The sequence below is a fragment of the Faecalibacterium sp. i25-0019-C1 genome (genome assembly GCF_042854225.1).
GTDB classification, from domain to species: Bacteria; Bacillota; Clostridia; order Oscillospirales; family Ruminococcaceae; genus Faecalibacterium; species Faecalibacterium taiwanense.
Genome location: NZ_AP031428.1, coordinates 2,616,699 through 2,641,624 on the forward strand (window position 1 = coordinate 2,616,699; position 24,926 = coordinate 2,641,624).

At 58.3% G+C, this 24,926-nt stretch carries 32 protein-coding genes; 3 read left to right on the top strand and 29 right to left on the bottom strand.

All coding sequences use genetic code 11. The features are described 5' to 3' along the window. Positions 1–3 precede the first annotated feature (3 nt). From rplF to ACGHUK_RS13015, 26 genes are all read right to left on the bottom strand, one after another. Positions 4–555, bottom strand: coding sequence for a 50S ribosomal protein L6 (rplF, locus tag ACGHUK_RS12890; protein ID WP_005938003.1), 552 nt, complete (start codon positions 553–555; stop codon positions 4–6). A 17-nt stretch (positions 556–572) separates the two neighbouring features. Continuing rightward, positions 573–971, bottom strand: a complete 399-nt coding sequence (rpsH, locus tag ACGHUK_RS12895) for a 30S ribosomal protein S8 (protein WP_005938007.1) — start codon at positions 969–971, stop codon at positions 573–575. Between the two features lie 110 nt (positions 972–1,081). Continuing rightward, entirely contained in the window at positions 1,082–1,267 is a 186-nt protein-coding gene (locus ACGHUK_RS12900) for a type Z 30S ribosomal protein S14 (protein WP_005921866.1), read from the bottom strand. A gap of 17 nt (positions 1,268–1,284) precedes the next feature. Continuing rightward, complete coding sequence (gene rplE, locus ACGHUK_RS12905) at positions 1,285–1,830, bottom strand: 50S ribosomal protein L5 (protein ID WP_005938011.1); 546 nt, start codon at positions 1,828–1,830, stop codon at positions 1,285–1,287. Positions 1,831–1,847: 17 nt separating this feature from the next. After that, the gene (rplX, locus tag ACGHUK_RS12910; RefSeq protein ID WP_005934911.1) at positions 1,848–2,162 is read right to left on the bottom strand and encodes a 50S ribosomal protein L24; all 315 of its coding nucleotides are present in this window, start codon (positions 2,160–2,162) and stop codon (positions 1,848–1,850) included. A gap of 13 nt (positions 2,163–2,175) precedes the next feature. Further along, entirely contained in the window at positions 2,176–2,544 is a 369-nt protein-coding gene (rplN, locus tag ACGHUK_RS12915) for a 50S ribosomal protein L14 (RefSeq protein ID WP_005938014.1), read from the bottom strand. 41 nt (positions 2,545–2,585) lie between these two features. Then, positions 2,586–2,843: a 30S ribosomal protein S17 gene (gene rpsQ / locus ACGHUK_RS12920; RefSeq protein WP_005938017.1), complete on the bottom strand. Its 258-nt coding sequence runs from the start codon at positions 2,841–2,843 to the stop codon at positions 2,586–2,588. 12 nt (positions 2,844–2,855) lie between these two features. Further along, positions 2,856–3,041 carry a 50S ribosomal protein L29 gene (gene rpmC / locus ACGHUK_RS12925; RefSeq protein ID WP_005921879.1) on the bottom strand — a complete coding sequence of 62 codons (186 nt, stop codon included), beginning with the start codon at positions 3,039–3,041 and terminating at the stop codon, positions 2,856–2,858. Beyond that, complete coding sequence (gene rplP / locus ACGHUK_RS12930) at positions 3,031–3,471, bottom strand: 50S ribosomal protein L16 (RefSeq protein ID WP_005938020.1); 441 nt, start codon at positions 3,469–3,471, stop codon at positions 3,031–3,033. Before rplP ends, rpmC begins: the two co-directional genes overlap by 11 nt. After that, positions 3,471–4,175, bottom strand: coding sequence for a 30S ribosomal protein S3 (rpsC, locus tag ACGHUK_RS12935; RefSeq protein WP_005938023.1), 705 nt, complete (start codon positions 4,173–4,175; stop codon positions 3,471–3,473). Before rpsC ends, rplP begins: the two co-directional genes overlap by 1 nt. Positions 4,176–4,187: 12 nt before the next feature. Further along, on the bottom strand, positions 4,188–4,523 hold the full coding sequence (rplV, locus tag ACGHUK_RS12940) for a 50S ribosomal protein L22 (RefSeq protein ID WP_005921882.1): 336 nt from the start codon (positions 4,521–4,523) through the stop codon (positions 4,188–4,190). A gap of 18 nt (positions 4,524–4,541) precedes the next feature. Continuing rightward, complete coding sequence (gene rpsS, locus ACGHUK_RS12945; RefSeq protein WP_005921883.1) at positions 4,542–4,808, bottom strand: 30S ribosomal protein S19; 267 nt, start codon at positions 4,806–4,808, stop codon at positions 4,542–4,544. 17 nt (positions 4,809–4,825) lie between these two features. Beyond that, the gene (rplB, locus tag ACGHUK_RS12950) at positions 4,826–5,656 is read right to left on the bottom strand and encodes a 50S ribosomal protein L2 (RefSeq protein ID WP_005938027.1); all 831 of its coding nucleotides are present in this window, start codon (positions 5,654–5,656) and stop codon (positions 4,826–4,828) included. 78 nt (positions 5,657–5,734) lie between these two features. Then, a complete protein-coding gene (gene rplW / locus ACGHUK_RS12955; protein WP_005938030.1) occupies positions 5,735–6,031 on the bottom strand; it encodes a 50S ribosomal protein L23 in 297 nt (98 codons plus the stop codon). Continuing rightward, the gene (rplD, locus tag ACGHUK_RS12960) at positions 6,031–6,654 is read right to left on the bottom strand and encodes a 50S ribosomal protein L4 (RefSeq protein WP_005938033.1); all 624 of its coding nucleotides are present in this window, start codon (positions 6,652–6,654) and stop codon (positions 6,031–6,033) included. The genes rplW and rplD overlap by 1 nt, the downstream gene beginning before the upstream one ends. A gap of 14 nt (positions 6,655–6,668) precedes the next feature. After that, on the bottom strand, positions 6,669–7,301 hold the full coding sequence (gene rplC, locus ACGHUK_RS12965; RefSeq protein ID WP_005938036.1) for a 50S ribosomal protein L3: 633 nt from the start codon (positions 7,299–7,301) through the stop codon (positions 6,669–6,671). 97 nt (positions 7,302–7,398) lie between these two features. Further along, positions 7,399–7,710: a 30S ribosomal protein S10 gene (gene rpsJ / locus ACGHUK_RS12970; protein ID WP_005934923.1), complete on the bottom strand. Its 312-nt coding sequence runs from the start codon at positions 7,708–7,710 to the stop codon at positions 7,399–7,401. A gap of 733 nt (positions 7,711–8,443) precedes the next feature. Then, the gene (locus ACGHUK_RS12975; RefSeq protein WP_390574483.1) at positions 8,444–10,198 is read right to left on the bottom strand and encodes an NFACT family protein; all 1,755 of its coding nucleotides are present in this window, start codon (positions 10,196–10,198) and stop codon (positions 8,444–8,446) included. Positions 10,199–10,390: 192 nt separating this feature from the next. Beyond that, positions 10,391–11,167 carry a Nif3-like dinuclear metal center hexameric protein gene (locus ACGHUK_RS12980; RefSeq protein ID WP_390574484.1) on the bottom strand — a complete coding sequence of 259 codons (777 nt, stop codon included), beginning with the start codon at positions 11,165–11,167 and terminating at the stop codon, positions 10,391–10,393. A gap of 88 nt (positions 11,168–11,255) precedes the next feature. After that, positions 11,256–11,966 carry a class I SAM-dependent methyltransferase gene (locus ACGHUK_RS12985; protein ID WP_294647931.1) on the bottom strand — a complete coding sequence of 237 codons (711 nt, stop codon included), beginning with the start codon at positions 11,964–11,966 and terminating at the stop codon, positions 11,256–11,258. A gap of 1 nt (position 11,967) precedes the next feature. Then, entirely contained in the window at positions 11,968–12,222 is a 255-nt protein-coding gene (locus ACGHUK_RS12990; RefSeq protein ID WP_005938058.1) for a DUF1858 domain-containing protein, read from the bottom strand. 108 nt (positions 12,223–12,330) lie between these two features. Further along, entirely contained in the window at positions 12,331–13,200 is an 870-nt protein-coding gene (locus ACGHUK_RS12995) for a YitT family protein (RefSeq protein ID WP_044953275.1), read from the bottom strand. 114 nt (positions 13,201–13,314) lie between these two features. Continuing rightward, positions 13,315–14,016 (bottom strand): P-II family nitrogen regulator, encoded by a 702-nt coding sequence (locus ACGHUK_RS13000; RefSeq protein WP_005938065.1) that lies wholly within the window; start codon positions 14,014–14,016, stop codon positions 13,315–13,317. 12 nt (positions 14,017–14,028) lie between these two features. Continuing rightward, positions 14,029–15,576: a DUF1538 domain-containing protein gene (locus tag ACGHUK_RS13005; RefSeq protein WP_390574485.1), complete on the bottom strand. Its 1,548-nt coding sequence runs from the start codon at positions 15,574–15,576 to the stop codon at positions 14,029–14,031. A gap of 153 nt (positions 15,577–15,729) precedes the next feature. Continuing rightward, the gene (locus tag ACGHUK_RS13010) at positions 15,730–17,046 is read right to left on the bottom strand and encodes an NAD(P)-dependent oxidoreductase (protein ID WP_207698544.1); all 1,317 of its coding nucleotides are present in this window, start codon (positions 17,044–17,046) and stop codon (positions 15,730–15,732) included. Between the two features lie 137 nt (positions 17,047–17,183). Beyond that, on the bottom strand, positions 17,184–18,389 hold the full coding sequence (locus ACGHUK_RS13015; RefSeq protein ID WP_390574486.1) for a nucleotidyltransferase family protein: 1,206 nt from the start codon (positions 18,387–18,389) through the stop codon (positions 17,184–17,186). Positions 18,390–18,644: 255 nt separating this feature from the next. Between ACGHUK_RS13015 and ACGHUK_RS13020 the strand changes: the two genes are divergently transcribed. Together ACGHUK_RS13020 and ACGHUK_RS13025 are read left to right on the top strand one after the other, a co-directional pair. Next, positions 18,645–19,841: an acetate/propionate family kinase gene (locus ACGHUK_RS13020; protein WP_097774388.1), complete on the top strand. Its 1,197-nt coding sequence runs from the start codon at positions 18,645–18,647 to the stop codon at positions 19,839–19,841. A 308-nt stretch (positions 19,842–20,149) separates the two neighbouring features. After that, positions 20,150–20,437: a zinc-ribbon domain containing protein gene (locus tag ACGHUK_RS13025; RefSeq protein WP_005921120.1), complete on the top strand. Its 288-nt coding sequence runs from the start codon at positions 20,150–20,152 to the stop codon at positions 20,435–20,437. A gap of 113 nt (positions 20,438–20,550) precedes the next feature. Here ACGHUK_RS13025 and ACGHUK_RS13030 read toward each other — a convergent pair whose 3' ends face one another. Beyond that, entirely contained in the window at positions 20,551–22,170 is a 1,620-nt protein-coding gene (locus ACGHUK_RS13030; protein WP_390574487.1) for a phosphatidylserine/phosphatidylglycerophosphate/cardiolipin synthase family protein, read from the bottom strand. A 184-nt stretch (positions 22,171–22,354) separates the two neighbouring features. On the opposite strand from ACGHUK_RS13030, the gene udk reads away from it, so the two are divergent. Then, complete coding sequence (gene udk / locus ACGHUK_RS13035; protein WP_390574488.1) at positions 22,355–22,984, top strand: uridine kinase; 630 nt, start codon at positions 22,355–22,357, stop codon at positions 22,982–22,984. A gap of 129 nt (positions 22,985–23,113) precedes the next feature. Here udk and atpC read toward each other — a convergent pair whose 3' ends face one another. Together atpC and atpD are read right to left on the bottom strand one after the other, a co-directional pair. After that, complete coding sequence (gene atpC, locus ACGHUK_RS13040) at positions 23,114–23,512, bottom strand: ATP synthase F1 subunit epsilon (protein ID WP_005938085.1); 399 nt, start codon at positions 23,510–23,512, stop codon at positions 23,114–23,116. Positions 23,513–23,515: 3 nt separating this feature from the next. Continuing rightward, a complete protein-coding gene (gene atpD / locus ACGHUK_RS13045) occupies positions 23,516–24,910 on the bottom strand; it encodes a F0F1 ATP synthase subunit beta (RefSeq protein ID WP_005938088.1) in 1,395 nt (464 codons plus the stop codon). Positions 24,911–24,926 lie beyond the last annotated feature (16 nt).

Genomic DNA, 24,926 nt, shown 5'->3' on the forward strand with positions numbered 1-24,926 from the left:
ACCTTATTTCTTGCCCTTGCCGGCCTTGCCTTCTTTGTGCTTGACAACCTCGCCCTCGTAGCGGATGCCCTTGCCCTTGTAAGGCTCGGGCGGCTTCTTGGCGCGGATCTCGGCAGCATACTGGCCGACCTTCTGCTTGTCAATACCGGTAACGGTGAAGTGGTTGGGATCCTGCCACACGATGGTGCAGTCCTCAGTATCAGGAATGTTCACCTGATGAGAGAAGCCCAGGTTCATGACCAGGTTGGAGCCCTGCTTCTGGCAGCGCAGGCCGACGCCCACGATCTCCAGCTTCTTCTCGTAGCCGTTCACAACACCGTTCACCATGTTGGCGATGTTGGTACGGGTCAGGCCGTGCAGGCTGCGGGCCTGGGGTTCGTCATTGGGGCGGGTAACCAGAACTTCATTGCCCTCGACCTTGACGGTCATCAGGGGATGATAGTTGGAATTCAGGCTGCCCTTGGGGCCCTTGACGGCGACGTGATGTGCTGCCTCATCGACAGTGACAGTAACGCCGGCAGGAATGACGATGGGTTTTCTTCCAATTCTCGACATTGTCTTTTACCCCTTTCTTACCACACGTAGGCCAGGACTTCGCCGCCGACGTGTGCAGCACGTGCAGCCTTATCAGTCATGATGCCCTTAGAGGTGGAAATGATTGCGGTGCCCAGGCCCTTCATGACCTTGGGCATATCCTCGCAGTTGGTGTAGATGCGCAGGCCGGGCTTGGACACGCGGCGCAGACCAGCGATAACGGGCTCGCCGTTAGCCTGATACTTCAGGGTGACAACGATGGTACCCTGAACGGTGTCGTTCTTGACCTGCATGCCCTTGATGTAGCCCTCGTCAACCAGAATCTGGCAGATAGCCTTCTTCATGTTGGAAGCGGGGATCTCCACAGAAGGGTGTTTGGCAGTGCTAGCGTTGCGGATGCGAGTCAGCAGGTCCGCGATAGGATCAGTAATCTGCATTTGCCACTAACCTCCTTAGATTAGCTCTCGTTTGTTTTATAATGATACCGCCCCGAAACATCGTTGCCCCGGGGCGGATATCCGACAAATTATCCGGCCCTCTGGCTTGATTACCAGGAAGCCTTCTTCACGCCCGGGATCTCGCCCTTGTAGGCCAGCTCACGGAAGCACACACGGCACACGCCGTACTTGCGCAGCACGGAGTGGGGACGGCCGCAGATGCGGCAGCGGGTGTATGCACGGGTAGAGAACTTAGCAGGACGAGACTGCTTCAGCTTCATAGACAGTTTAGCCATTGTAGAAATCTCCTCCCTTAGTTGTTCTCTGCGAACGGAGCGCCCAGAGCCTTCAGCAGCTCCTTGCCCTCTTCGTCAGTCTTGGCAGTGGTGACAAAGCAGACATCCATGCCGCGGACTGCATCGACCTTCTCGAAGTCGATCTCGGGGAAGATGATCTGCTCCTTGATGCCGCATGCAAAGTTGCCGCGGCCATCAAAACCGTTGCCGTTGATGCCGCGGAAGTCGCGGACACGGGGCAGTGCGATGTTGAAGAAGCGATCGACGAACTCATACATACGCTCACCGCGCAGGGTGACCTTGCAGCCGATGGGAGTGCCCTGGCGCAGCTTGAAGTTAGCAACGCTCTTCTTGGCACGGCACACAACTGCCTTCTGGCCAGTGATCTGGCCCAGATCCTTCATGACAGCTTCCAGGATCTTCTCGTTGTCCTTGGCTTCGCCGCAGGCAACGTTGATGACGACCTTGTCCAGCTTGGGGATCTGCATAACGCTCTTGTAACCGAACTTGGAGTTCAGAGCAGGAGCAATTTCATTGACATACTGTTCTTTCAAACGAGCCATTGTTCCTTACTCCTTTCTTACAGCTCAGCGCCGCACTTCTTGCAGACGCGAACCATCTTGCCGTCCTTCTCGACGTGGCCCACACGCACGGCCTTGCCGCACTTGGGGCAGATGGGCATGACCTTGGATGCGTACATAGCACCCTCAGCCTTGACGATGCCGCCCTGCTCGCCCTGACGACGAGGCTTGACGTGCTTGGTAACCATGTTCTGGCCCTCAACGATGACCTTGTTCTCAGAGGGGCTGACCTGCAGGACCTTACCAGTGTGGCCCTTGTCCTTGCCGCTGATGATCATAACGTTGTCGCCGGTTTTAACATGAAGATTATTCATTTTTAAAACCTCCTTACAGCGATTCCGGAGCCAGGCTCAGGATCTTGGTGTAGCCGGCATCACGCAGCTCGCGAGCAACGGGTCCAAAGATACGGGTACCCTTGGGGCTCTTGTCGGCCATGACGATAACGGCGGCGTTCTCATCGAAACGGATGTAGGAGCCGTCGTCGCGGCGGACGCCATGCTTGCTGCGCACGATGACAGCCTTGACGACGTCGCCCTTCTTAACGGAGCCGCCGGGGGCTGCCTTCTTGACAGAGCAGACCACGACGTCACCAATGTTTGCGTATCTCTTGCGGGTGCCGCCCAGCACGCGGAAGCACATCAGCTCCTTGGCACCGGTGTTGTCGGCAACTTTGAGATAAGTTTGCATCTGAACCATATCAGATATCTCCTTTCAAACTGTTCAAAGCAGCGGGCAAATTACTTTGCCTTCTCAACGATACGGACCAGGCGCCAGCGCACATCCTTGGACAGGGGGCGGCACTCCATGATCTCAACACGGTCACCGATGCCGCACTCGTTCTGCTCATCACGAGCCTTGAACTTGGCGGTACGCTTCAGGATCTTCTTGTACAGGGGGTGCTGCACGCTATCCTTAACGGCAACCACGATGGTCTTATCCATCTTGTCGGACACGACGACGCCGACGCGGGTCTTTCTCAGATTACGTTCTTCCATCGTTTAACCTCCTTACTGCTTCTCAGCCAGAACGGTCATCACGCGGGCGATGTCCTTCTTGACTGCTTCGATGCGGCCGGGGTTCTCCAGCTGGTTGATGGCATGCTGGAAGCGCAGGTTAAACAGCTCGGCCTTCAGGTCTGCCAGCTTGCTGGTCAGCTCTGCGGTCTGCATTTCGCGGAGTTCATTAGCCTTCATTGGTGCCATCCTCCTTCACGGAGTCCTCACGGACAACAAATTTGCACTTGATGGGCAGCTTGTGCATAGCCAGGCGCAGTGCCTCACGAGCAGTTGCCTCATCGACATCTGCCAGCTCGAACAGAACGCGGCCCGGCTTCACAACAGCGACCCAGTATTCGGGAGAGCCTTTACCGGAACCCATGCGGGTCTCAGCGGGCTTTTCAGTCACGGGCTTATCGGGGAAGATCTTGATCCACACCTTGCCGCCACGCTTGATGTAACGAGTCATGGCAACACGAGCAGCCTCGATCTGGGTGGAAGAGATCCATGCCGGCTCCAGAGCAACAAGGCCGTACTGGCCCTGGCACACCACGTTGCCGCGGGTAGCCTTACCGGTCATGCGGCCGCGCTGGACGCGGCGGTACTTAACACGCTTAGGCAGTAACATTACTTGTTGCCTCCTTCCTTCTTCTGAGCGGTCTTAGCGCTCTTCAGGACTTCGCCCTTGTAGACCCACACCTTGACGCCGATACGGCCGTAGGTGGTAGCAGCCTCTGCAAAGCCGTAGTCAATGTCAGCACGCAGGGTCTGCAGGGGGATGGTGCCCTCGTGATAGCTCTCGGTACGAGCGATATCAGCGCCGCCCAGACGGCCGGAGCACATTGCCTTGATGCCCTTTGCGGGAACGGTTGCGCGATCGCGGGGGCTCATGGCATTGCGCATGCACTGCTTCATGGCACGACGGAAGGTCACGCGGTTCTCCAGCTGACGAGCGATATCCTCAGCAACCAGCTGAGCGTTGGTAGCAGCGCTCTTGACCTCGATGACATTGACGATGACAGTCTTGCCATACTCCTTGGTCAGCTTGTTCTGCAGAGCAACGCGCTCTTCGCCGCCCTTGCCGATGACCATGCCGGGCTTAGCGCAGTAGATGTTGACAGTTACGCGAGGAGCGGAAGTGGACGGGTCCACAGTACGCTCGATCTCGATCTTGGGCACACCAGCATCCTTCAGCTGAGCCTTCAGCTCAGTGCGGATCTTGTGGTCCTCGACGAGGTTATCGCTGAAATCCTTCTTGGAGGCAAACCAGCGGCTGTCCCAGTCTTTAATAACGCCGACACGAATGCCGTGCGGATTTACTTTCTGGCCCATTGTTTTCCCTCCTTACTCTTTCTCTTTCAGAACAACGGTCATGTGGCTGGTGCGCTTCAGGATGCGGTAGCCGCGGCCCTGTGCACGAGGCATCATGCGCTTCAGCGTCGGGCCGGGGCAGACGTAGCACTCGGCGACGTAGAGGTTGTTCTTGTCCATATTGAAGTTGTTTTCCGCATTAGCGGCTGCAGACTTCACCAGCTTCAGAAGGGGCTCACAAGCTGCCTTCGGGGTGTACTGCAGGATTGCCAGCGCTTCGTCCAGGGGCTTGTTACGGATCAGATCCATAACGATAGACACCTTACGAGGACTAATGCGGGCATAACGAAGAATTGCCCGAGCTTCCATGTTGTGTTCCTCCCTCTATTACTTAGAATTACCAGTGTGGCCCTTGAAGGTACGGGTGGGAACGAACTCACCCAGCTTGTGGCCAACCATGTCCTCAGTCACATACACAGGCACATGCTTGCGGCCGTCGTGAACGGCAAAGGTGTGACCAACGAATTCGGGGAAGATCGTGGAGGCGCGGCTCCAGGTCTTGATGACCTGCTTCTTGCCGGAAGCGTTCATCGCTTCAACGTGCTTCATAAGAGCAGCCTGGACGAAAGGTCCTTTTTTAATGCTTCTACCCATTGTCTTAAACTCCTCTCTTACTTACCTGCACGCTTCACGATCAGCTTATCGGAGCGCTTATGATGCTTGCGAGTCTTGAGACCCAGAGCGGGCTTGCCCCAGGGAGTCATAGGACCGGAGTGACCAACAGGTGCGCGGCCCTCGCCACCACCGTGGGGATGGTCGCAGGGGTTCATGACGGTACCACGGCTGCCGGGACGCACGCCCATGTGGCGCTTGCGGCCAGCCTTGCCCAGGTTGACGTTCTCGTGGTCGATGTTGGAAACCTGACCGATGACTGCGGTGCAGTTCACGGGCACGTTGCGCATCTCACCGGAGGGCAGACGAACCAGAGCGTAGCCATTCTCCTTAGCCATCAGCTGAGCCATGTTGCCAGCGGAACGAACCAGCTGAGCGCCGCGGCCGGGATACAGCTCGATGTTATGGATGATGGTACCGACGGGGATGTTCTCGAAGGGCAGGCAGTTGCCGGGCTTGATGTCGGCAGACTTGCTGCTGATGACCACATCGCCCACCTTCAGGCCATCGGGAGCAATGATGTAGCTCTTGACGCCATCGGTGTACTCGACCAGAGCGATGAATGCGCTGCGGTTCGGATCGTACTCGAGAGTCTTGACGGTAGCGGGCATATCGGTCTTCTGACGCTTGAAGTCGATGACACGATACTTGGTGCGGTTGCCGCCGCCCTGATGACGGACGGTGATGCGACCGGTGTTGTTGCGGCCGCTGTGCTTCTTCATGGGCTCCAGCAGGCTGCGCTCGGGAGCGACCTTAGACAGGACGCTGTAATCCGTGACGGTCATGCCGCGGCGGCCCGGAGTAGTGGGGCCATACTTCTTGATAGCCATAGTGCTATTCTCCTTTGTTTATCTTATGAATTATTATCGGGGTCATATCCCCATAGAGGAACCCTCGGCGGGTTCGGCTTAGACCATGCTGTTGAAGAACTCGATCTCCTTGGAGTCCTTGGTCAGGGTCACGATAGCCTTCTTGGATGCAGCGGTGTAACCGGCGTGCATGCCCTGGCGGCGGAAACGGCCGCGCACAGAGATGGTGTTGACCTTTGCGACCTTAGCGCCCGGGAACAGGACCTCAACGGCCTGAGCGATCTCGACCTTGGTAGCATCGGTAGCGACCTTGAAGGTGTACTTCTTGTCAGCGATGCCAGCCATGGAGTTCTCGGTAATGACCGGCTTCAGGATGATATCATGTGCGGTTTTCATTAGCCAAGCACCTCCTCGAGCTTCTTAGCTGCGTCGACGCTGATGATCAGCTTGTCGGCATTCAGCACATCGTAGGTGTTCACGCTGCCTGCAAAGGTGGTCTTCACACCGGCAATGTTGCCAGCGCTCTTGACGAACTTTGCATCGACAGTCTCGTTGACCAGCAGGTTCTTCTTGCCGGCACCAACAGCGTTCAGCATTGCAACCACGGTCTTGGTCTTGTACTCATCGCAAGCGAACTTGTCAACAACGACCATGTTGCCATTGGCAGCCTTGTCGGACAGAACGCTCAGCAGAGCCAGGCGCTTGACCTTGTTGTTGATGTGGTAGTTGTAGCTGCGGGGCTTGGGGCCCAGAGCGACGCCGCCGTGAGTCCACTGCGGTGCACGGATGGAACCCTGACGAGCGTGGCCGGTGCCCTTCTGACGCCAGGGCTTCTTGCCGCCGCCGGAAACTTCCATGCGGATCTTGGTGTTCTGGGTGCCCTGACGCTGGTTGGCCAGGAAGTTCACCACAGCAATGTGGACAGCCTTCTCGTTCGGGGTGATACCGAACACGGCGTCGGAAAGCTCGATCTCGCTAACATGCTGACCGTTCATATCGACTACGTTAAACTTTGCCATTGTAGCTTTCCTCCTTACGCCTTCACGCTGTTGGCCAGAGTGATGATGGTGCCCTTGGAACCGGGGACCGCACCCTTGACAGCGATCAGATTGTTCTCGGTGTCAACCTTGACAACAGTCAGGTTCTGCACGGTGACGCGCACAAAGCCCATGTGGCCGGGCAGGCGCTTGCCGGGGAACACGCGAGCAGGGGTAGAAGTGGAACCGTTAGAACCTGCATGACGAGCAACAGGACCGGTGCCGTGGCTCTCACGCAGACGGTGCTGACCGTAGCGCTTGATAACGCCCTGGTAGCCCTTGCCCTTGGAAACGCCCACAACGTCCACCTTGTCGCCCTCTGCGAAGACATCAGCCTTCAGCACGTCGCCAACGTTCATTGCGGAAACATCTTCCAGACGGAACTCGCGCAGGGTCTTCTTGGGGGCAACGTTTGCCTTCTTGAAGTGGCCTGCAGCTGCCTTGTTGACCTTCTTGGCGGAAACCTCGCCGAAGCCCAGCTGAACAGCCTGGTAGCCATCGCTCTCGACGGTCTTCTTCTGCACGACGGTGCAGGGACCAGCCTCGATGACGGTGACGGGAACGACCTTGCCGTTCGCGTCGAACAGCTGGGTCATACCGACTTTCTTGCCGATAATGCCTTTAACCATTTTCTTTTCCTCCTGTAAAGGTTATTGGTTGGCAGCGCACGTCACTGCCAACATGACCCCTCGGGAAACGAGGGCATCGAATTTGATCGAGTGTCTTTTACAGCTTGATCTCGATGTCCACGCCAGCGGGGAGCTGGAGGCTCATCAGAGCCTCGACCGTCTTGTTGGACGGCTTCAGAATGTCGATCAGACGCTTATGAGTGCGGCTCTCGAACTGCTCGCGGCTATCCTTGTACTTGTGGGTAGCGCGCAGAACGGTAACGATCTCACGATCGGTGGGCAGGGGGATGGGGCCGGACACGCGTGCACCGGTGTGCTTTGCGGTCTCCACGATCTTCTCTGCTGCGGCATCGATCAGCTGAGCATCATAGCTCTGCAGACGGATTCTGATTTTCTCTTTGACTGCCATTGCTTACGCCTCCTGAAAAAATTGATTTTGCCCTAGGCGAGCCGATAAATTGCTCTACACAGTTCCGGGTGTTCCTCGATTTGGCACTATAAAAACCGGTGAACCGCATGGCAGTTCTCCCGGAAACATATTAGCAAATCAAATCCGAACATTGGTTCCGCCCGTTTCGCAGAGGAGTAACTTCTCTGCCGAGGGAACGTATTCCATCGCTGTCAGTAATTCTTTCGCCCGGTTCTAAGATCGGACATACTCCGCGGAAATAACCCATCGCAGCTATCGCCGGATGACAACCTCCCGCATCTACGCATATCGCTGGCCTGCACGACTTGTATCGCACAAGCCCTTTGCAGCCGAGAGTTATTCTATCACACCTTCGTGCATTTGGCAAGTGTTTTTTAGAAAAAAGAACGAATTTTCTTTTTTATTTTCTCCGTTTTGTCAAAGAGCGCATTTTCTGTGCAAGATGCACAATCCGCAGGCTTTTCTGCCGGTGGAAAACTCTGCCGTGCCCGCTGCGCAGTGCTTAGTATGGACCGTCCTGCCGCTTTTATACATATATAATAAAAAGCAGCGCCGCCGCTCCCGCAGGAAGCAGGCGCTGCAGATGCCGGTCGCCTTTACGACCCCACCCGTGAAAATGGCATACCGGAGCGTCCGCAGACGCTCCGGTATGCCGAAAATATAAATAATTCTTCCGCTGAAGACGGCCAGAGCAAAGCGGAGGCCATTTAGATTATTTCTTTTTCAGCTGTTCCGCCAGCCCATCCCGGGGGGTGACATAGACGGTGGTGTACACCTCGTAGAGCACCATGCCGGGCTTGGCACCGCTGGCTTTCCAGATGTTCTTCACCTCGGTGGTGTCCACCGCCACCTTGGCGCCGGTGCCTGCCTTGTAGGTGCTGGAGTAGATGACTGCCAGCTCCGCGGCCTCCTGCTTGGTGGTGTCCGGGATCTCCTCGCCCCGGCTCATGACCACAACGTGGCTGCCGGGGGCCTTCTGCACATGGAACCACAGGTCTTTGCCCCGGGCGGTGTGCAGGGTGAGCTTGTCGTTCTGGGCGTTGTTGCGGCCCACCAGGATCTCAAAGCCATCGGTGGAAGTGAACCGCAGGAAATCTGCAGGCTTCTGGCGCTTATCCCGCTGCTTGTAGTATTTCAGGTAGCCCTGACTCTTCAGCTCTGCCCGGATCTCGTTGAGGGCCGCTTCGCCGGAAGCGGACTCCACCTCGTAGAGCACCGTTTCCAGATAGGCGATCTCCTTTTCACCCTCTGCCAGCAGATCCACCAGCATCCGGGCGGCGGTCTGCTTCTTTTTATAGTTCTTGAAGAAGTTCTGAGCGTTCTGGCTGGGTGTGAACCGCAGGTCCAGCGGGATGGTCACCTCTTTGCCCTCGTCGTACCAGTTGGGCACGGTGATGCTCTTCATGCCCTTCTGGGCCAGATAGAGGTTTGCCGAGAGCAGCTCACCGTACAGACGCAGCTTTTCGCTCTTGCCGCTGGCAGCAAGCTCTTCCTGACGGGCGGCCTGCTTGCGCACGGCGCGCTCGTACATATTGTGCACCGCCTTGTGCAGCTCCTTGCTTTTGGTGCGCAGGCGTTCCGCGCGGTCCTTCTCAGCGTAGTAGCCCTCCAGCATGGCGTTGAAGGAGGGCCACTCCTTTATAATATATTTTTCACCGTACTGCTGCGGGCGGAAGAAGGTATACTCGATGGGCTTTCCGCTGGGGTCGGTGACGCTGCAGGGCGTACCGCCGGTTGCGTGCTCTTCCTTCAGCTCGTCGATGGCGGCCATAAGCTTGCGCTTCTGTTCCTCGGTCAGCTCATTGGCGGGCAGATGTTCGCCGTCAAAGGCACGCCATGCAGCTTCGCGGCAGACCACCGGGCCAACACCGGCCACGGTCTTGTTGAGGGCATCTGCCACCGGCAGATCTCTCTGGCAGGCTGCTGCCACGATGGACGCACTGCTCACCAGCAGGAAGTCCGGTCTTGCAGGCTTGGGCGGCGTGGTGTAGGGCAGGCCCGGCAGCAGCTGGCGCACATCGCTGTCCTCAAAATCCACGCGCTTGAGTGCGTCAATGATCTTGCCGTTCTGCACCAGAACCAGATTGGAGTAGCGGCCCATCAATTCGGCACACAGGGTGTTGCGCACAAGGTCGCCCATCTCGTTGGTGCACTGAAAATCAAAATAGACGATGCGGTCTCCCGGCTCCATGTGCACGTCCAGCAGCCTGCCGCCGGTGAGATGCTTGCGCATCAGCATACAGAAGGAGGGCGGCGTTTCCGGGTTTTCAAAGCTTTCTTCGGTCAGGCACACCCGGGCGGAACCGCTGCGGGCCGAAAGCAGCAGCGCATAGGTATCCGTGCGGGTGCGCAGGGTGAGCACCAGCTCATCACGGGTGGGTTCAAATAGTTTTGCGATCTTGGCGTCGGTCAGCATTGCTTTGAGCTCTGCTGCCGTAAGGGCCAGTGTCGCGGCATCCAATGCCATAGTGTTTACCTCATTTAACGATTTTAAATGGCCGCCGCATTCGCTTTGGCCATAATCAGCGGAATTTTTATTTGTATTTGTAATTCGGCCAAGCCTGCGGGCTTTGCCGAATTACTCTTTCACAGAAGAGGCTGCAGCGGCGATCTTCATCTCAGCCGGAAAATCGCCGCAAGAAAAAGCAGCAGCTTTCCCTTATAAATACGTATACGGGTTCCGGTTCTCGGTGCTCACCAGCACTTCCAGCTCCGGCAGGGCGGCGCGCAGCTTTGCAGCCACGGCGGCAGTCACTGGAAATTCGGTGGCATAGTGGCCCGCCGCAATGAGCGAAAGGCCCAGCCGCTTGGCATCGATGGCGTGGTGGTGGTTAGCTTCACCGGTCAGCAGGCAGTCCGCGCCCATAGCAATGGCATCTGCAAACAGGCTTCCGCCCGCACCGCTGATGACCGCCAAGCGCTTGACCGGCTTACCCGCATCCACAAACTTCACCTGTACCGCCGGGCCGTTCTTCGGCTGGTTGCAGCGCGCAGCAAGCTCCTGCTGTGCCTTGCGGGCAAGCTTTGGAACCGCGATTTCTTCAATGGCTCCCACACGGCCGCAGCCCTCGGCAAAGGTTTCCATATTCTTCATGTCAAAGATGCCTGCCAGCACTTCGTTCACGCCGCCCTCGGCAGCATCCAGATTGGTGTGCATACAGATGGCAGAAATGCCCGCCTGCACCAGCTGGAACGGCACATCCTGCGGGCCGATCTTTTTGAGCGGATCAAAAATGACCGGGTGGTGGGACACGATCATCTCACACTGCTTTGCGGCGGCTTCGGCCACCACCTCGGGGGTGATATCCAGTGCTGCCAGCACCCGGTGCATCTGCCCGCCGCAGTCCACCAGCAGGCCGGGATTATCCCAGTGTTCCGCCAGCTCCAGCGGCGCGATGGCCTGCATTGCTTCGTATACCTGATTAACTGTTATCATATCTTCACCATCCTCGCCCTCTCCGTCATTGCTTACGCAATGCCACCTCTCCCATGGTGAGAGGCCTTGGCATTCCATGCAGCGTTCATCATTTTGCCAAAGGCTCTCCCTTTGGGAGAGCTGGACGCGAAGCGGCCTGAGAGGGCAAGCCAGCTAATAAACTATCGATTTCCTGCGCCAGTGCGCTGCCATCCGGCACGCCAAGGCGCATCCGGGGCAGCTTTGCCTTCTGCCAGTCGGCGTAGCCTTTTCCCTCGGGCCACTCTCCCGTACTGCCAAACAGGCACTCGGCAAAGGTGGGCGCATACACCCTGCCGGTGTACTCCGCCGCCATCACCGCGTACCAGCGGCCCGCCGCCTGCACCGGGCGGTCGGCTGCAAAGGAGAAGCCATGCTCCCACAACCAGCGGCGCAGCGCGTCGTGGCGGGTGGCCGGGATCATGATGATCCGCGGCCCTCCCACGGTGAACACCCACGGGGCTTTCTCTAAAATTTCCCAAGTGGTCTGGGCGGAAACGCCCGCCAGCACGATGCTGTCTACTTCGTTCTCCGTAAGCACAGAAAGACCGTCGCCAAGCCGAAGCTCAGCGCGGTCTTTACAGCCTGCATGTTCCAGCGTCTGCTCTGCCTTTGCCAGCGGGCCGGGCCGCAGGTCGGCACCGATCACCTTCGGGTATTTTCCCGAAGCCGCCAGCACCGCCGTCAGCTTGCCGTGGTCGCAGCCGATGTCCGCCACCGGCTCTCCCGGCCGCACAAGCTCTGCGGCGGCAGCCAGACGCGCATCCAGTGTGGGCAGCAATTTATGCCTTCTTTGCGGCCAGATGCTCGTTCAGCTTCTCGATCAGCTCATCGCAGTCCACGCCGTGGACAGCACAGGCCTCCTCGATGCTCTCGCCGCGGGATGCAGGGCAGCCCAGGCAGTGCATGCCGATCTCCATGAAGTAGGGAGCGGTGGTCTGGTCCATATCCAGGATATCGCCGATGATGGTCTCGCGGGTCACCTGCTTTGCGTCCTTGTGTTCTTCCTTCTTGAGCATATTGAAAATATCAAACATGATGGTTTTCCTTTCCTGTTGGGTAAAATCACGGCATAACCTACCGTTCTTCTATACTATACCCTAAACCGGTACTGTTTTTCAAGTATCTGCTGGGATTTTTAGCGTTTACTGGTAATTCTTATCCAGCGAGAAGCCGCGCCCGCTCACCTCGGTCACATGGCTCACGATCATAAAGCAGGTGGGGTCGATGGCATGGGCCAGCTTTTCCAGTTTCGGCAGCTGGCGGTTGCTCACGATGCTCAGCAGCACCTGCTCCGGCTCGTGGCTGTAGCCTCCCTCGCCATGCAGCACGGTCACACCGCGGTCCAGCTGGGTGAAGATGGCCTCGCGGATATCATCGGCGTGCTGGCTGATGATCTTTACCTCGGTGCGGGTAGTGCCGAAGATGAGCACCTTGTCCAGCACCACCGTATACACGATCACCATCACGATGCCGTACAGACACTGCTGCAGCGGGCTGAACGCCGCCTGCAGGCAGAGGATGAGCATATCGAACACCAGCATACTGGCCGACACCGGGATGTGGAAATATTTGTTCAGCACCAGCGGAGGGATGTCCATGCCGCCGGTGGATGCGCCTGCCCGGATGGTGATGCCCAGCGAAATGCCTACGCCGAGGCCTGCAAAAATGGTGTTGAGCACCAGATCATCGGTGAGCACAAAGCCTGTGAACACCCGCTCCCACAGGGCCAGAAACAGGGGGCTGAGCACGGTGCTGGCAATGGTGGTGATGGCAAAGCGCCGCCCCAGCAGCACCCAGCCCACCGTAAGCATGGTCATGTTGATGACGAACAACACACCGGACACCGGCAGTCCCAATGCACGGTTGATGCCCAGTGCGATGCCGGTGGCACCGCCGGTGATCAGGCCTGACGGCACAAGAAACAGCACCACCGTGAGCGCATACAGTGCATTGCCCACGATGATGGACAGCGAATTGAATGCGATCTGCTGCTCATATGAAAGCTTTATCATCTTTTGTCCCTCATTCTTGAATTTCTTTCTTCTATGATAACGAAAAAATCCGCATTTATCAAGCGTTTCGCCCATAAATGCGGAATAATCCCGGAATAAATTACTTTTTGTTGTTTACTGCGCAGAAGTCTCCTGCACCGGTTCCTCGTCCTCCAGCAGACGCAGACCGGCGGTATCCGTCACCGGCAGCGAGAACACGATCGCACCCGCCTTTGGCCCGGCACCGTCCATGATGGCTTTCATGATGCGGTTCTTTTCCGGCGTGCGGGCCACGATGAGCACCAGCTCTTTTTCATTCACCAGCTCCACGCCAAGGAACTGGGCTGCGCCTTCCATGCCGGTACCCTTGGCGTGGATCACCGTGCCACCGCCAGCACCTGCTGCGCGGGCGGCATCCATAATGGTGCCGGTGTGGCCCTGATTGGCAATTACCAGCAGCAGTTCGTAACGGGTATCCTTCAAGGTGCTCTCCTCCTTCAATGTCAGCGGCTGGTGCTGGGTGAGGAACATCAGCGCCCTTCTGCCGCCGATGCTGCTCAGCGGCACCGTGAATGCAATGCCGGTGCCCGGCACGTCGATGCGCATTTTGCGGCGCAGGTCTGTCCGGACGGCCTTCCATGTATCCTCTGTCACCACCGCCAGCAGCACGGCCTTCTCGGTCTTTTCCAGACCCAGCGTGGCCAGAGTCTCCCGCACCGCTGTGCCGCTGCCCACCGTGCGCAGGTTCACATCCACGCCGCGCTGCTGGTACAGCTGCAAAAAGGCATCGGTGGAGCGGCGGTCGGTGATGGTCACCATCAAAAACAACGAACTCATGCCGCGCCCTCCTTACAGTTCAATGATATCATCGTCCGGCAGACCGGCAAAGGCCGCACCCATGGCCGCAGGCTGCAGCCGCCGGGCCTTGCGGGTGCGCAGCTGTGCCACAAGGCCCATCAGCTGCACCGTAATGAGCGGGGTCATGGCCACCATGGCCACCACGCCGAAAGCGTCGGTGACGATATTGCCGCCCACGGCCACGCAGGCACCCTGTGCCAGCGGCAGCAGGAAGGTGGCCGTCATGGGGCCGGATGCCACGCCGCCCGCGTCAAATGCAATGGCGGTGAACAGCTTTGGCACCACAAAGGAGATGCCGATGGCAAACACATAGCCCGGCACGAGGAACCACAAAATGGAAACGCCGGTGAGCACCCGCACCATGGCAAGGCCCACCGAGATGGAAACACCTGCCGAGAGTGCCATGCCCATGGCCTTGGCCGAAATGGCACCGTCGGTCACCTCTTCCACCTGCTTGTTCAGCACATAGACGGCCGGCTCGGCCTTGACGATGAAGTAACCGATGAGCATTCCAATGGGAATGATGATCCAGCGGAAGCTCTGCCCGGCCAGCACCTGACCCAGATAATTACCGGCGGGCATAAAGCCCACATTTGCGCCGGTGAGGAACAGCACAAGGCCCACGTAGGTATACGCAAGACCCACCGCAATGCGGCCCAGCGACCGGCGGTCCATGTGCAGAGCCACAAATTGAAAAATGCCGAACATCACGATGATGGGCAGCAGCGAGACAGCGATCTCTTCCAGATACGTAGGCAGGCTGACATGGAACAGCTGCCACAGCTCCACCGAGTCGCTCACCTCCGGCAGCACCGGCGGGATATAGGTGCTGTCCGAGGCGCGGAACACGATGCCCAGAATGAGCACTGCAAGAATGGGGCCGATGGAGCACATGGCCACCAGACCAAAGCTGTCATCCGCCGCGTGGCGGTCGCCGCGGATGGACGAAACACCCACGCCCAGCGCCATGATAAAGGGCACCGTCATGGGGCCGGTGGTCACACCGCCGGAGTCAAAGGCCACAGCAAGAAATTCCTTGGGCACAAACGCCGCCAGAAGAAAGATCATGCCGTAGAACAGCACCAGCAGCTTTGGCAGCGAGATGCCAATGAGCATACGCAGGAAGGCAAACACCAGAAACAGGCCCACGCCCGCCGCCACCGATAAAATAAGGGTGCGGTTCGGGATGGAGGGCACCTGATTTGCCAGCACCTGCAGGTCCGGCTCCGAAATGGTGATGAGGAAGCCCAGCAGAAAGCCGATGCCCAAGATCACCGGCAGCTTCCGGCTTTTGGTGATCACCGCACCCACGCGCTCGCCCATGGGGGTCATGCTCATCTCCGCGCCCAGTGTGAAGAACATGATGCCCACCACGATCATGGTGGCCCCCAGCAAAAAGCACAGCAGGATGCTGGGTGACACCGGCGCAATGGTAAAGCAGAGCACCAGCACGATGGCTGCAATGGGCAGCACTGCCTGTAGCGCTTCCAATAGTTTTTCCCGCAGTTTCGGGAGGGATGCTTTCAGGATAGCGTCCACCGCCTTTCACCGTTTTATATCCAGTTTGTACAAATCATAAATAAGTATATGAATAGTATACAAGGCAAAAGCCGCCCCGTCAACAAACGGAGCGGCAAAGATCGGCAAAGACGCAAAAGCTTTACAGTTTCTTCCAAGTTTGTCTTTATTTCGTCAGATCTCCTGCTTTGCCAGCACGTCCGAGGTGGGGGTCTGGAACACCGGGATATTGGCATAGGGGTCAGCCACTTCTTCTGCAGGCAGGCTCTTCATGTAGGCGTCCATGGATTCGGCCACCTTCTTGGCCACAGCCACCGCCTCCACCACGGTGCGTGCGCCCATCACGGCATCGCCGCCGGCAAATACGCCCTCGCGGGTGGTGCTGCCGTCCTCGCTGACGGTGAGCAGACCCTTCTGGTTGGTCTCGATGCCGGTGGTGGTCTTGACGAGGTTGCTCTCAGAGCCCTGACTCACCGAGACGATGACGCCGGTGTGGGGGTAGAAGGTCTCACTGCCCTCCACCTGAGTGAACCTGCCATCTTCGCCCTTGACGGTATCGCGGCAGATCAGGCCGTTCTCGCGGATCTCCACCGGTGCTTTGCAGAAGCGGAAGCCCACGCCCTCCAGCTTTGCATAGCTCACCTCGTACTCGGAAGCACTGATGCAGCTCTCGTCGCGGCGGGCATAGCAGGTGACGTGTCGGGCACCGTTGCGGATGGCGGTGCGGGCGCAGTCCATGGCAGAGTTGCCCACGCCGATCACGGCAATATCATCGCCCAGACGGAACGCCTTGGAGTTTGCCAGATAGTCGATGCCAAAGGCTACATTGCCCAGCGTCTCGCCCTTGATATGCATGGCGTTTGCCTTCCACAGACCGGCACCGATGAACACGCTCTTGTAGCCGTCGCGGAACAGATCATCGATGGTGATGGTCTTGCCGATGGTGGTGTTGGGCCGCACCTTGATGCCCTTCAGCTCCAGATGGCGGTACTGGAAATCGTCCAGCACGCTGTCCGGCAGGCGATAGTTGGGGATGCCGTAGCGCATGACGCCGCCAATTTTATCGCGGGCATCAAAGATGGTCACATCGTAGCCCCAGCGTGCCAGCAGCACCGCAATGGTCAGGCCCGCCGGGCCGGAGCCAACGACTGCCGCCTTCATGCCGTTTTTGGGGGCAGGGCCGGCGGTCATTTTGTTGGCGTAGGTCGTGGAAATGTAGTCTTCAATAATGGAGAAGTGCACCGGGTCGTGGCTTGGCATCCGGTTGCGCACGCAGTGGCCCTCGCACTGGTTCTCGTGGTTGCACACCAACGCACAAACGGTGGTCAGCGGGTTATTCTCAAACAGCATTCTGCCAGCTTCGTCCATCTGGTTTGCCTTGAGCAGCCGAATGACCTCCGGGATGTTGGTGTGGATGGGGCAGCCCTGCTGGCACAGCGGCTTTTTGCAGCCCAGACAGCGGTTGGCTTCGTCCAGAACGTGAAGTGCCATGAAGTTTCCTCCTTATTGCATGCGGTTTTCTGATTTCATTCTCATTTGTTGTATCCAACATTGCATTGCTCTAATCATACACCACAAACCGTCCGGGCACAAGTGTTTCTGCATAAAATTTTTTCGATTATTTTTTGTCAATTCGTCAAAAAGATAATTTTTTGACGATATACTCCCCCCATCGGCCCGGGCACCCGGCGGCACAGTGCGCCAAAATCGCTGGCTGCTGCCTGTGCCGCCGCCATGCGGGCGCAGGCATCGTTTTCTTTTTCCAGCTTTGCCAGCGAGTGGCTCAGCGGCAGGGATGCATGCTTCAGCAGCGGAAGTGCTTCCCGCCTTGCCCCCAGCAAATGCAGATAGGGCGGCAGGGCAGGCACGATCTCCGCCGTATAGCCCAGCGCCGCGTCCATGGCAAGACGGCGCATCCGGGCCCGGGGGTAACGCACAGTGGTCAGCGCGTCCAGCAGCTGGGGCAGGCCGGTGCAGCTGCGCACGGCGTTTTCCAGCCGGTGGTCCAACCCCTCGGAAACGCCCCGCACTGCGGCAAAAGGTTCCGGTCGTGCACAGGCCGCCCGCAGCAGAGCCAGCTCACACCGGCCCGCAGCGGCATAGTCGGTATACATTCCGTCGATTTCCGCTTTTTTATACAGCTCCAGTGCTTTTTCTGGCACATAAGGAGTCAGTGCATCCGCGCCCTGCTCTGCCCAGAGGGCGCGCAGCGCGCTGGCACTAGCAAACTGTGCGTGGCCGCTTTCGGCAAGGGCCTGCCCGTGGCCCGCCCCCACGCGGGGCAGCGGCACCGGGGTCATGGGTGCCTCCTGTTCCAGAATGGCCTTGCAGTATTCCACTGCCAGATTGTTGTTGGGCTTATCCAACAGCGCGGCCAGTGCCGTGCCCGGGCAGAGCGCTTCCACCGCTGCCTGCCGCGCAGCGGCAAAGCTGCGGGCACCGGCTGCAAGCTGGCGCTTCAGCTCGGTGCGGTAGGCCTCGCTGTTCAGTACCCGGGCAGCTTCCATCAGTAGGGCTGCGTCCGGCGTCTCTGCCCCGAACACCAGCGCATCGCACCCGGCGGCGGCAAGGATGCGCACCCCCGCCCGGGCAAAAGCCTCTGCCCCCGCACAGGCACAGGGCGCAGGCAGCGCAAATATCAGATCTGCCCCGCACTGCAGGGCGGCCTGCACCCGCACCGCTTCCGGCAGCAGCGGCAGTGCGCCGCGCTGGGTCAGCCCGCAGCTCATGGCCACCGCCACATGCTGTGCTCCCAGCGCTTTTGCCTGCGCCAACTGCCATGCATGGCCGTTGTGAAAGGGGTCGTACTCTGCAATGATACCGGCAAATTTCATAGATAAGCTCCTCTGCAGGGCTGCTGCGCCCTCGGAAAGATTGTTAAATTTATATCGTATATACAGAAAGCTGCAGTGGTTTTGCGCATTTGTGGGCAGGATGTACAAAAACCTTGTACACAAGCTTTACCGCTTTGCCCGGGTTGCGGCTTGAAAAGCCGCCCACCCTATTATATAATAAACACAGGAATCTGTAAAATTCTGTCCTCAGGTTTAAAAAGAGGGCAGACCAAAAACATACAGGAGGCAACACAGATGAAAGTTCTGGTTATTAACTGCGGCTCTTCTTCCCTGAAGTATCAGCTGATCGATATGGACGGCGAGAAGGTGCTGTGCAAGGGCCTGTGCGAGCGCATTGGCATGGAAAGCAGCATGATCACCCATGAGGCAAACGGCCACAAGGCCACCACGCCCGCCATCTTCCCCACCCACACCGAGGCATTTGCCGAGGTCGTGAAGAAGATGACCACCGGCGAAGGCAAGTGCATCAACGACGTCAGCGAGATCGATGCCATCGGTCACCGTGTCGTGCACGGCGGCGAGAAGTTCAAGGAGAGCTGCCTGATCACCGACGAGGTCATCGAGACCATCCGCGAGCTGAGCCCTCTGGCTCCCCTGCACAACCCCGCCGGCATTCTGGGCATCGAGGCCGCACGCAAGGTGTTCGGCAACATCCCCATGGTGGCTGTGTTCGATACCGCTTTCCACAGCACCATGCCTCCGAAGGCTTATATGTACGCCATTCCGTATGAGTACTACGAGAAGTACGGCGTGCGCCGCTACGGCTTCCACGGCACCAGCCACAAGTACGTTGCCCACAAGGCTGCCGAGTATCTGGAAGAGCCCATTGAGCGCCTGAAGCTGATCACCTGCCATCTGGGCAACGGTTCCTCCATTGCCGCTGTGGATCAGGGCAAGGTCGTGGACACCTCCATGGGCATGACCCCGCTGGCCGGCCTGATGATGGGCACCCGCTGCGGTGACCTGGACCCCTCTGTGGTCAACTACCTGAAGTACACCCTGAACATCACCGGCCACGAGCTGGACGAGATCCTGAACAAGAAGTCCGGCCTGCTGGGCATCTCCGGTGTTTCCAGCGACAAGCGTGACGTGGAAGAGGCAGCTGCTGCCGGCAACAAGCGCGCACAGCTGGCTTCCGACATGCTGAACTACCAGATCAAGAAGACCGTTGGCGCTTACATCGCTGCAATGGGCGGCGTGGATGCTATCGTCTTCACCGGCGGCATCGGCGAGCACGACGCGATCGCCCGTGCAAAAGTCTGCCACCACATGGATTGGCTGGGCATCCGCATCGATACCGAGAAGAACAAGCACCCCGTGGGCGATGTGTGCGAGATCACTGCCTGGGGCGCAAAGGTGCGCACTCTGGTCATTGCTACCGACGAGGAGCTGATGATCGCCCGCGACACCAAGGAAGTCATTGAGAAGTAACCGTTTTCCAAAGGGCTTTGCAGGGGCTGCTGCACGGAATGTGCGGCAGCCCCTTTTTCATCTTCCGGCAGTTATTTTACCCAAATCAGCCCTGTCGGATTGTGCTATCTATACAAATAACAAGGCGAATGGTTGTTTTTTGGTTGACAAATTTCAAAAAGAACGGTACAATAGAAAAGTCCTCAATTGGAGGACGTCCATTCATTCAAGCCCCTGGTAAGCTTACTGATCAGCGCGATGGTCCCAAAACCAAAGGTATGGTTACAATCCTTCCGTGGGCAAGAACTAACTAAAGAGGAGATACTACTATGTTTGAAGACAAGACTCTGGTCTGCAAGGACTGCGGTAAGGAATTTGTTTGGACTGCTGGTGAGCAGGAGTTCTACGCATCTCGCGGCTTCGAGAATCAGCCCCAGCGCTGCAAGCCCTGCCGTGACGCCCGCAAGAACGGCGGCGCACGCAGCAACAGCGGTGAGCGTCAGATGTTCGATGCTGTCTGCGCAGCTTGCGGCAAGGCTTGCAAGGTCCCCTTCCAGCCCCGTGAGGACCGTCCGGTCTACTGCTCTGACTGCTTCGCTCGCATGAAGCAGAACTAAGCGCTGATTTTTATTTAAATCGGTAACAAAAGGCCCGCTGTCGAAAGGCAGCGGGCCTTTTTGTATTCAGAGCTTCTCCTGTCTGCTTACGCAGCCATGACGGAAGGAGTCTTTCACACCAGCGGCGCAATGAACTTGAGCAGGATGCCCGCCAGATGCAGCAGCTTTTTGCCCTGCCAGATGCTTTCTTTCGTCCGCTCCACCCTGCGGCACCGGGTGAGCGTATCCTGAAAATCCGCTTCCATGTTGGCAATGCAGTCGGTGCCGCGCATCCAGACCGCGTTTTCAAAGTGATGGTACAGGCTGCGGTAGTCCAGATTGATGGTGCCCGCCACAGCTTCCACGCCGTCGGCGATCACGATCTTCGCATGGGTAAAGCCGGGCTGCCACTCGCTGATCTTCACACCCGAAGAAATCAGCGCCTTGTAGTGGGTCTTGGCCAGTGCATAAACGAACCACTTATCCGGCTTGCCGGGCAGGATCAGGTGCACATCCACACCGCGCTCTGCCGCAAAGCGCAGGGCCGTTTCCAGCTCGCCGTCTAAAATCAGATACGGCGTGATGATGTGCACATACTTCCGGGCGCGGTTGAGCATATCCATGTACACCATTTCGCCCACCCGCTCACCGTCCAGCGGGCAGTCTCCGTAGGGCACCACAAAGCCCTTGGCGTTTGCTGCCGCCGGGATGGGATCGGACAGGAACTGCTCAAACTCCGGCTGGCACAGGATGCTCCACATCTGCAAAAACAGCGCCGTCATGGAGCGCACACCTTCGCCTTCCAGCATCAGGGCCGAGTCCTTCCAGCGGCCATACTTTTCTATGTGGTTGATGTACTCATCTGCCAGATTCACGCCGCCGGTAAAGCCCACCTGGCCATCAATGACCAGAATTTTGCGGTGGTCGCGGTAGTTGTAGTGGGTGGAAACAAAGGGCGTGACCGGCGAGAACACCTTGCACTGGATGCCCAGCGCTTCCAGCCGGCTGGGGTAATCCCGCGGCAGGGTGGAAAACTCACAGGTGCCATCATACATCACCCGCACATCCACCCCCTGCGCCGCCTTGCGGGCCAGCACTTCCAGAATGCGGCCCCACATCAGGCCTTCATCCACGATGAAATATTCCAGAAAGATGTATTTTTTTGCCGTTTCCAGCTGGCGCAGCATTTCATCGAACATAGCTTCGCCGCCGTTGAAGTAGGTGGCTACCGTGTCGGCATAGACCGGAAATCCGCCTCCCTTGCCCCGCAGATACCGTGCCAGCGGCATCGCTTCGGGTGCCTGCGCCTGCAAAAGCTCCACGGTATGCTCATTCTGCGGCAGCTGGGCGCGGGTCTGGCCCTCCAGATCCAGCAGGCGGCGCTTCAGGGCATTGTGGCCCACATCACTTTTGGTGTACCAGAACAGCGGCACGCCCAGCACCGGCATCAGCGCTGTGACCACCAGCCATGTAATGCGCACGCTGTTGTCCATGTCCTGATTGAGCAGATAGACCATCATTGCCGCTGTTACCAGCAGGGTGCCGCCAAAATAATGCGGCAGCAGCTCGCCGAACCACTGCAGCAGGCTGAACAGCGCGAACGCCTGTAAAAGCAGCAGAACCAGCACTAGGCCAAAACGGCTGAAAATAGCGTGTACCACGCCCTTCTGTCCCCGTTTGAGCAGGCGGATGCCGCCATCCTCAAACACCCGGACCTTGTCCTTCATATTTTGCTGAAATTGTTTTTTCTGCATGGCATTTTTCCTTATCTCACACATTTGCAGCCCTGGGGCTGTAAAAATGTGCCGGTTTGTGTTATGATGTACAGGAACAAACCCGCCCGGCGCTGTGTCCCGGACAGGCAGCTTTGCACCTATTATAATCCATTCCTGCCCTTTTTTCCACCCAAAGCGGCAGGATGATGCAGGAGGGACCCCTATGAATAATCTGATCATTGGCATTGCAGGCGGCTCCGGCAGCGGCAAGGCCACCCTTGCTCTGCGGCTGAAGGAGCGTTTTGGCGAGGATGAAGTGCGCCTGATCTCCCACGACAGCTATTACAAGCGCCACGACGAGCTGCCCTTTGAGGAGCGCTGCAAGCTGAACTACGACCATCCGGATGCTTTTGACAACGCCTTGCTGATCTACCATCTGCAGGAGCTGAAGGCAGGCCGCGCCATCGACTGCCCGGTGTACGACTACTCCAACCACAACCGCAGCGACAAGGTGCAGCACATTGAGCCCGCACCGGTGCTGATCGTGGAAGGCATCCTGCCCTTTGTGGAGCCGGAGCTGTGCGCCCTGTTCGACTACAAGATCTATGTGGACACCGACGCCGACGAGCGCATCCTGCGCCGTCTGGTGCGGGATGTGAAGGAGCGGGGCCGCAGTCTGGACAGCGTCATCAATCAGTACCTGACTACCGTCAAGCCTATGCACGAAGCCTTTGTGGAACCCAGCAAGCGCAACGCAGACATCATTGTGCCCAACGGCGGCGAGAACACCGCTGCGGTGGAGATGCTGGCCCATCACATCCGCAACCTGATCGAGAAGGCAAATATGATGTAACGTCTTTACGATTTAAATGCCCTCCGCATTTGCTCTGGGCATGTTCAGCGGAAATCTTATTTTTAATTTCATCATGCACGCAAAAGGAGCCACCGCACAGTTTGTGCAATGGCTCCTTTTCTTTTTGTTTTAGTGGATAGAGGTACGCACCAGTGCGCGCTTGAGACGCGCCTGAGCCAGCTCGTAGTCCCGCTTGTCGAGGTTCTTCTGCGCAAGGATCTCCTCCGCGCGCTTCTTGGAAGCCTCGGCGCGGGCCTGATCGATCTCCTCGGCCCACTCCCATGTGGTGGCGACCAGACGCACTTCGCCATCCAGCACGCTCAGCAGCCCGCCCATGCAGGCGGCGCGGCGGCGCTGGCCCTCGGCATCCACGATATGGGCTTCGCCCATGCCCAGCGCGGTGCAGTAATCCCCGTGTTTGGCAAGGATGGCCAGATCGCCGTCAATGGCGCGGCAGACGATGCGCTCGGCCTGCCCGTCAAAGGCGCAGCCGTCCGGCGTGACCACCGTCAGATGAAAGGTCGTCATGGTTTACCCTTTCTTCGCTTTTGCGAACACGTCATCGATGGTGCCCGCGAACAGGAATGCGCTCTCGGGCAGCTCGTCGCACTCGCCGTTCAGGATCATCTTGAAGCCGCGCAGGGTCTCCTTGAGCGGCACATACTGGCCGGGCATACCGGTGAACTGCTCTGCCACGTGGAAGCTCTGGCTCAGGAAGCGCTGCACCTTGCGGGCGCGGCTGACCGTGCGCTTGTCTTCCTCGCTCAGCTCGTCCATGCCCATGATGGCAATGATGTCCTGCAGCTCCTTGTAGCGCTGCAGCACCTTCTGGACGGCGCGGGCGATCTCGTAGTGCTCCTGACCCACGACCTCCGGGCTGAGGATGCGGCTGGTGGAATCCAGCGGGTCCACAGCGGGGTAGATGCCCTGCGAAGCAATGTCACGGCTCAGGACCGTGGTGGCATCCAGATGGGTAAAGGTGGTGGCAGGGGCCGGGTCGGTCAGGTCATCGGCGGGCACGTAGACGGCCTGCACCGAGGTGATAGAACCCTTGCGGGTGGAGGTGATGCGCTCCTGCAGAGCACCCATCTCGGTGGCCAGCGTGGGCTGGTAGCCGACGGCAGAGGGCATACGGCCCAGCAGTGCGGACACCTCAGAGCCTGCCTGCGTGAAGCGGAAGATGTTATCGATGAAGAGCAGCACATCCTGATTCTTCACATCGCGGAAATACTCCGCCATGGTCAGGCCGGACAGTGCCACGCGCATACGGGCTCCTGGGGGTTCGTTCATCTGGCCATAGACCAGCGCAGTCTTGTTGATAACGCCGCTCTCGGTCATTTCACCATACAGGTCGTTGCCCTCACGGGTGCGCTCGCCAACGCCGGTGAACACCGAGTAGCCGTTGTGCTCGGTGGCGATGTTATAGATCAGCTCCTGGATCAGGACCGTCTTGCCGACGCCTGCACCGCCGAACAGACCGATCTTGCCGCCCTTTGCGTAGGGGCAGATCAAATCCACGACCTTGATGCCGGTCTCCAGGATCTCGGTGGTGGACTGCTGCTCCTCGTAGCTGGGAGCAGGGCGGTGGATGGGCCAGTAGGCCTCCGGGGCCGGGGCGGGCTTGTTGTCCACGGGCTCGCCCAGCAGGTTGAACACGCGGCCCAGACACTGGTCGCCCACGGGCACTTTGATGGGTTCGCCGGTATCCACGGCTTCGGTGCCGCGCACCAGACCATCGGTGCTGTTCATTGCAATGCAGCGCACCACGTTATCGCCGGTGTGCTGTGCCACCTCGACCACCAGCTTTTCGCCGTGGTTGTCGATCTCGATGGCGTTGAGCAGCTCCGGCAGCTGGCCATCCTCAAACTGGATGTCCAGCACCGGGCCGATGACCTGGAGCACCTTGCCGATATGTTTTTCGGACATAGGCTACAACTCCTTC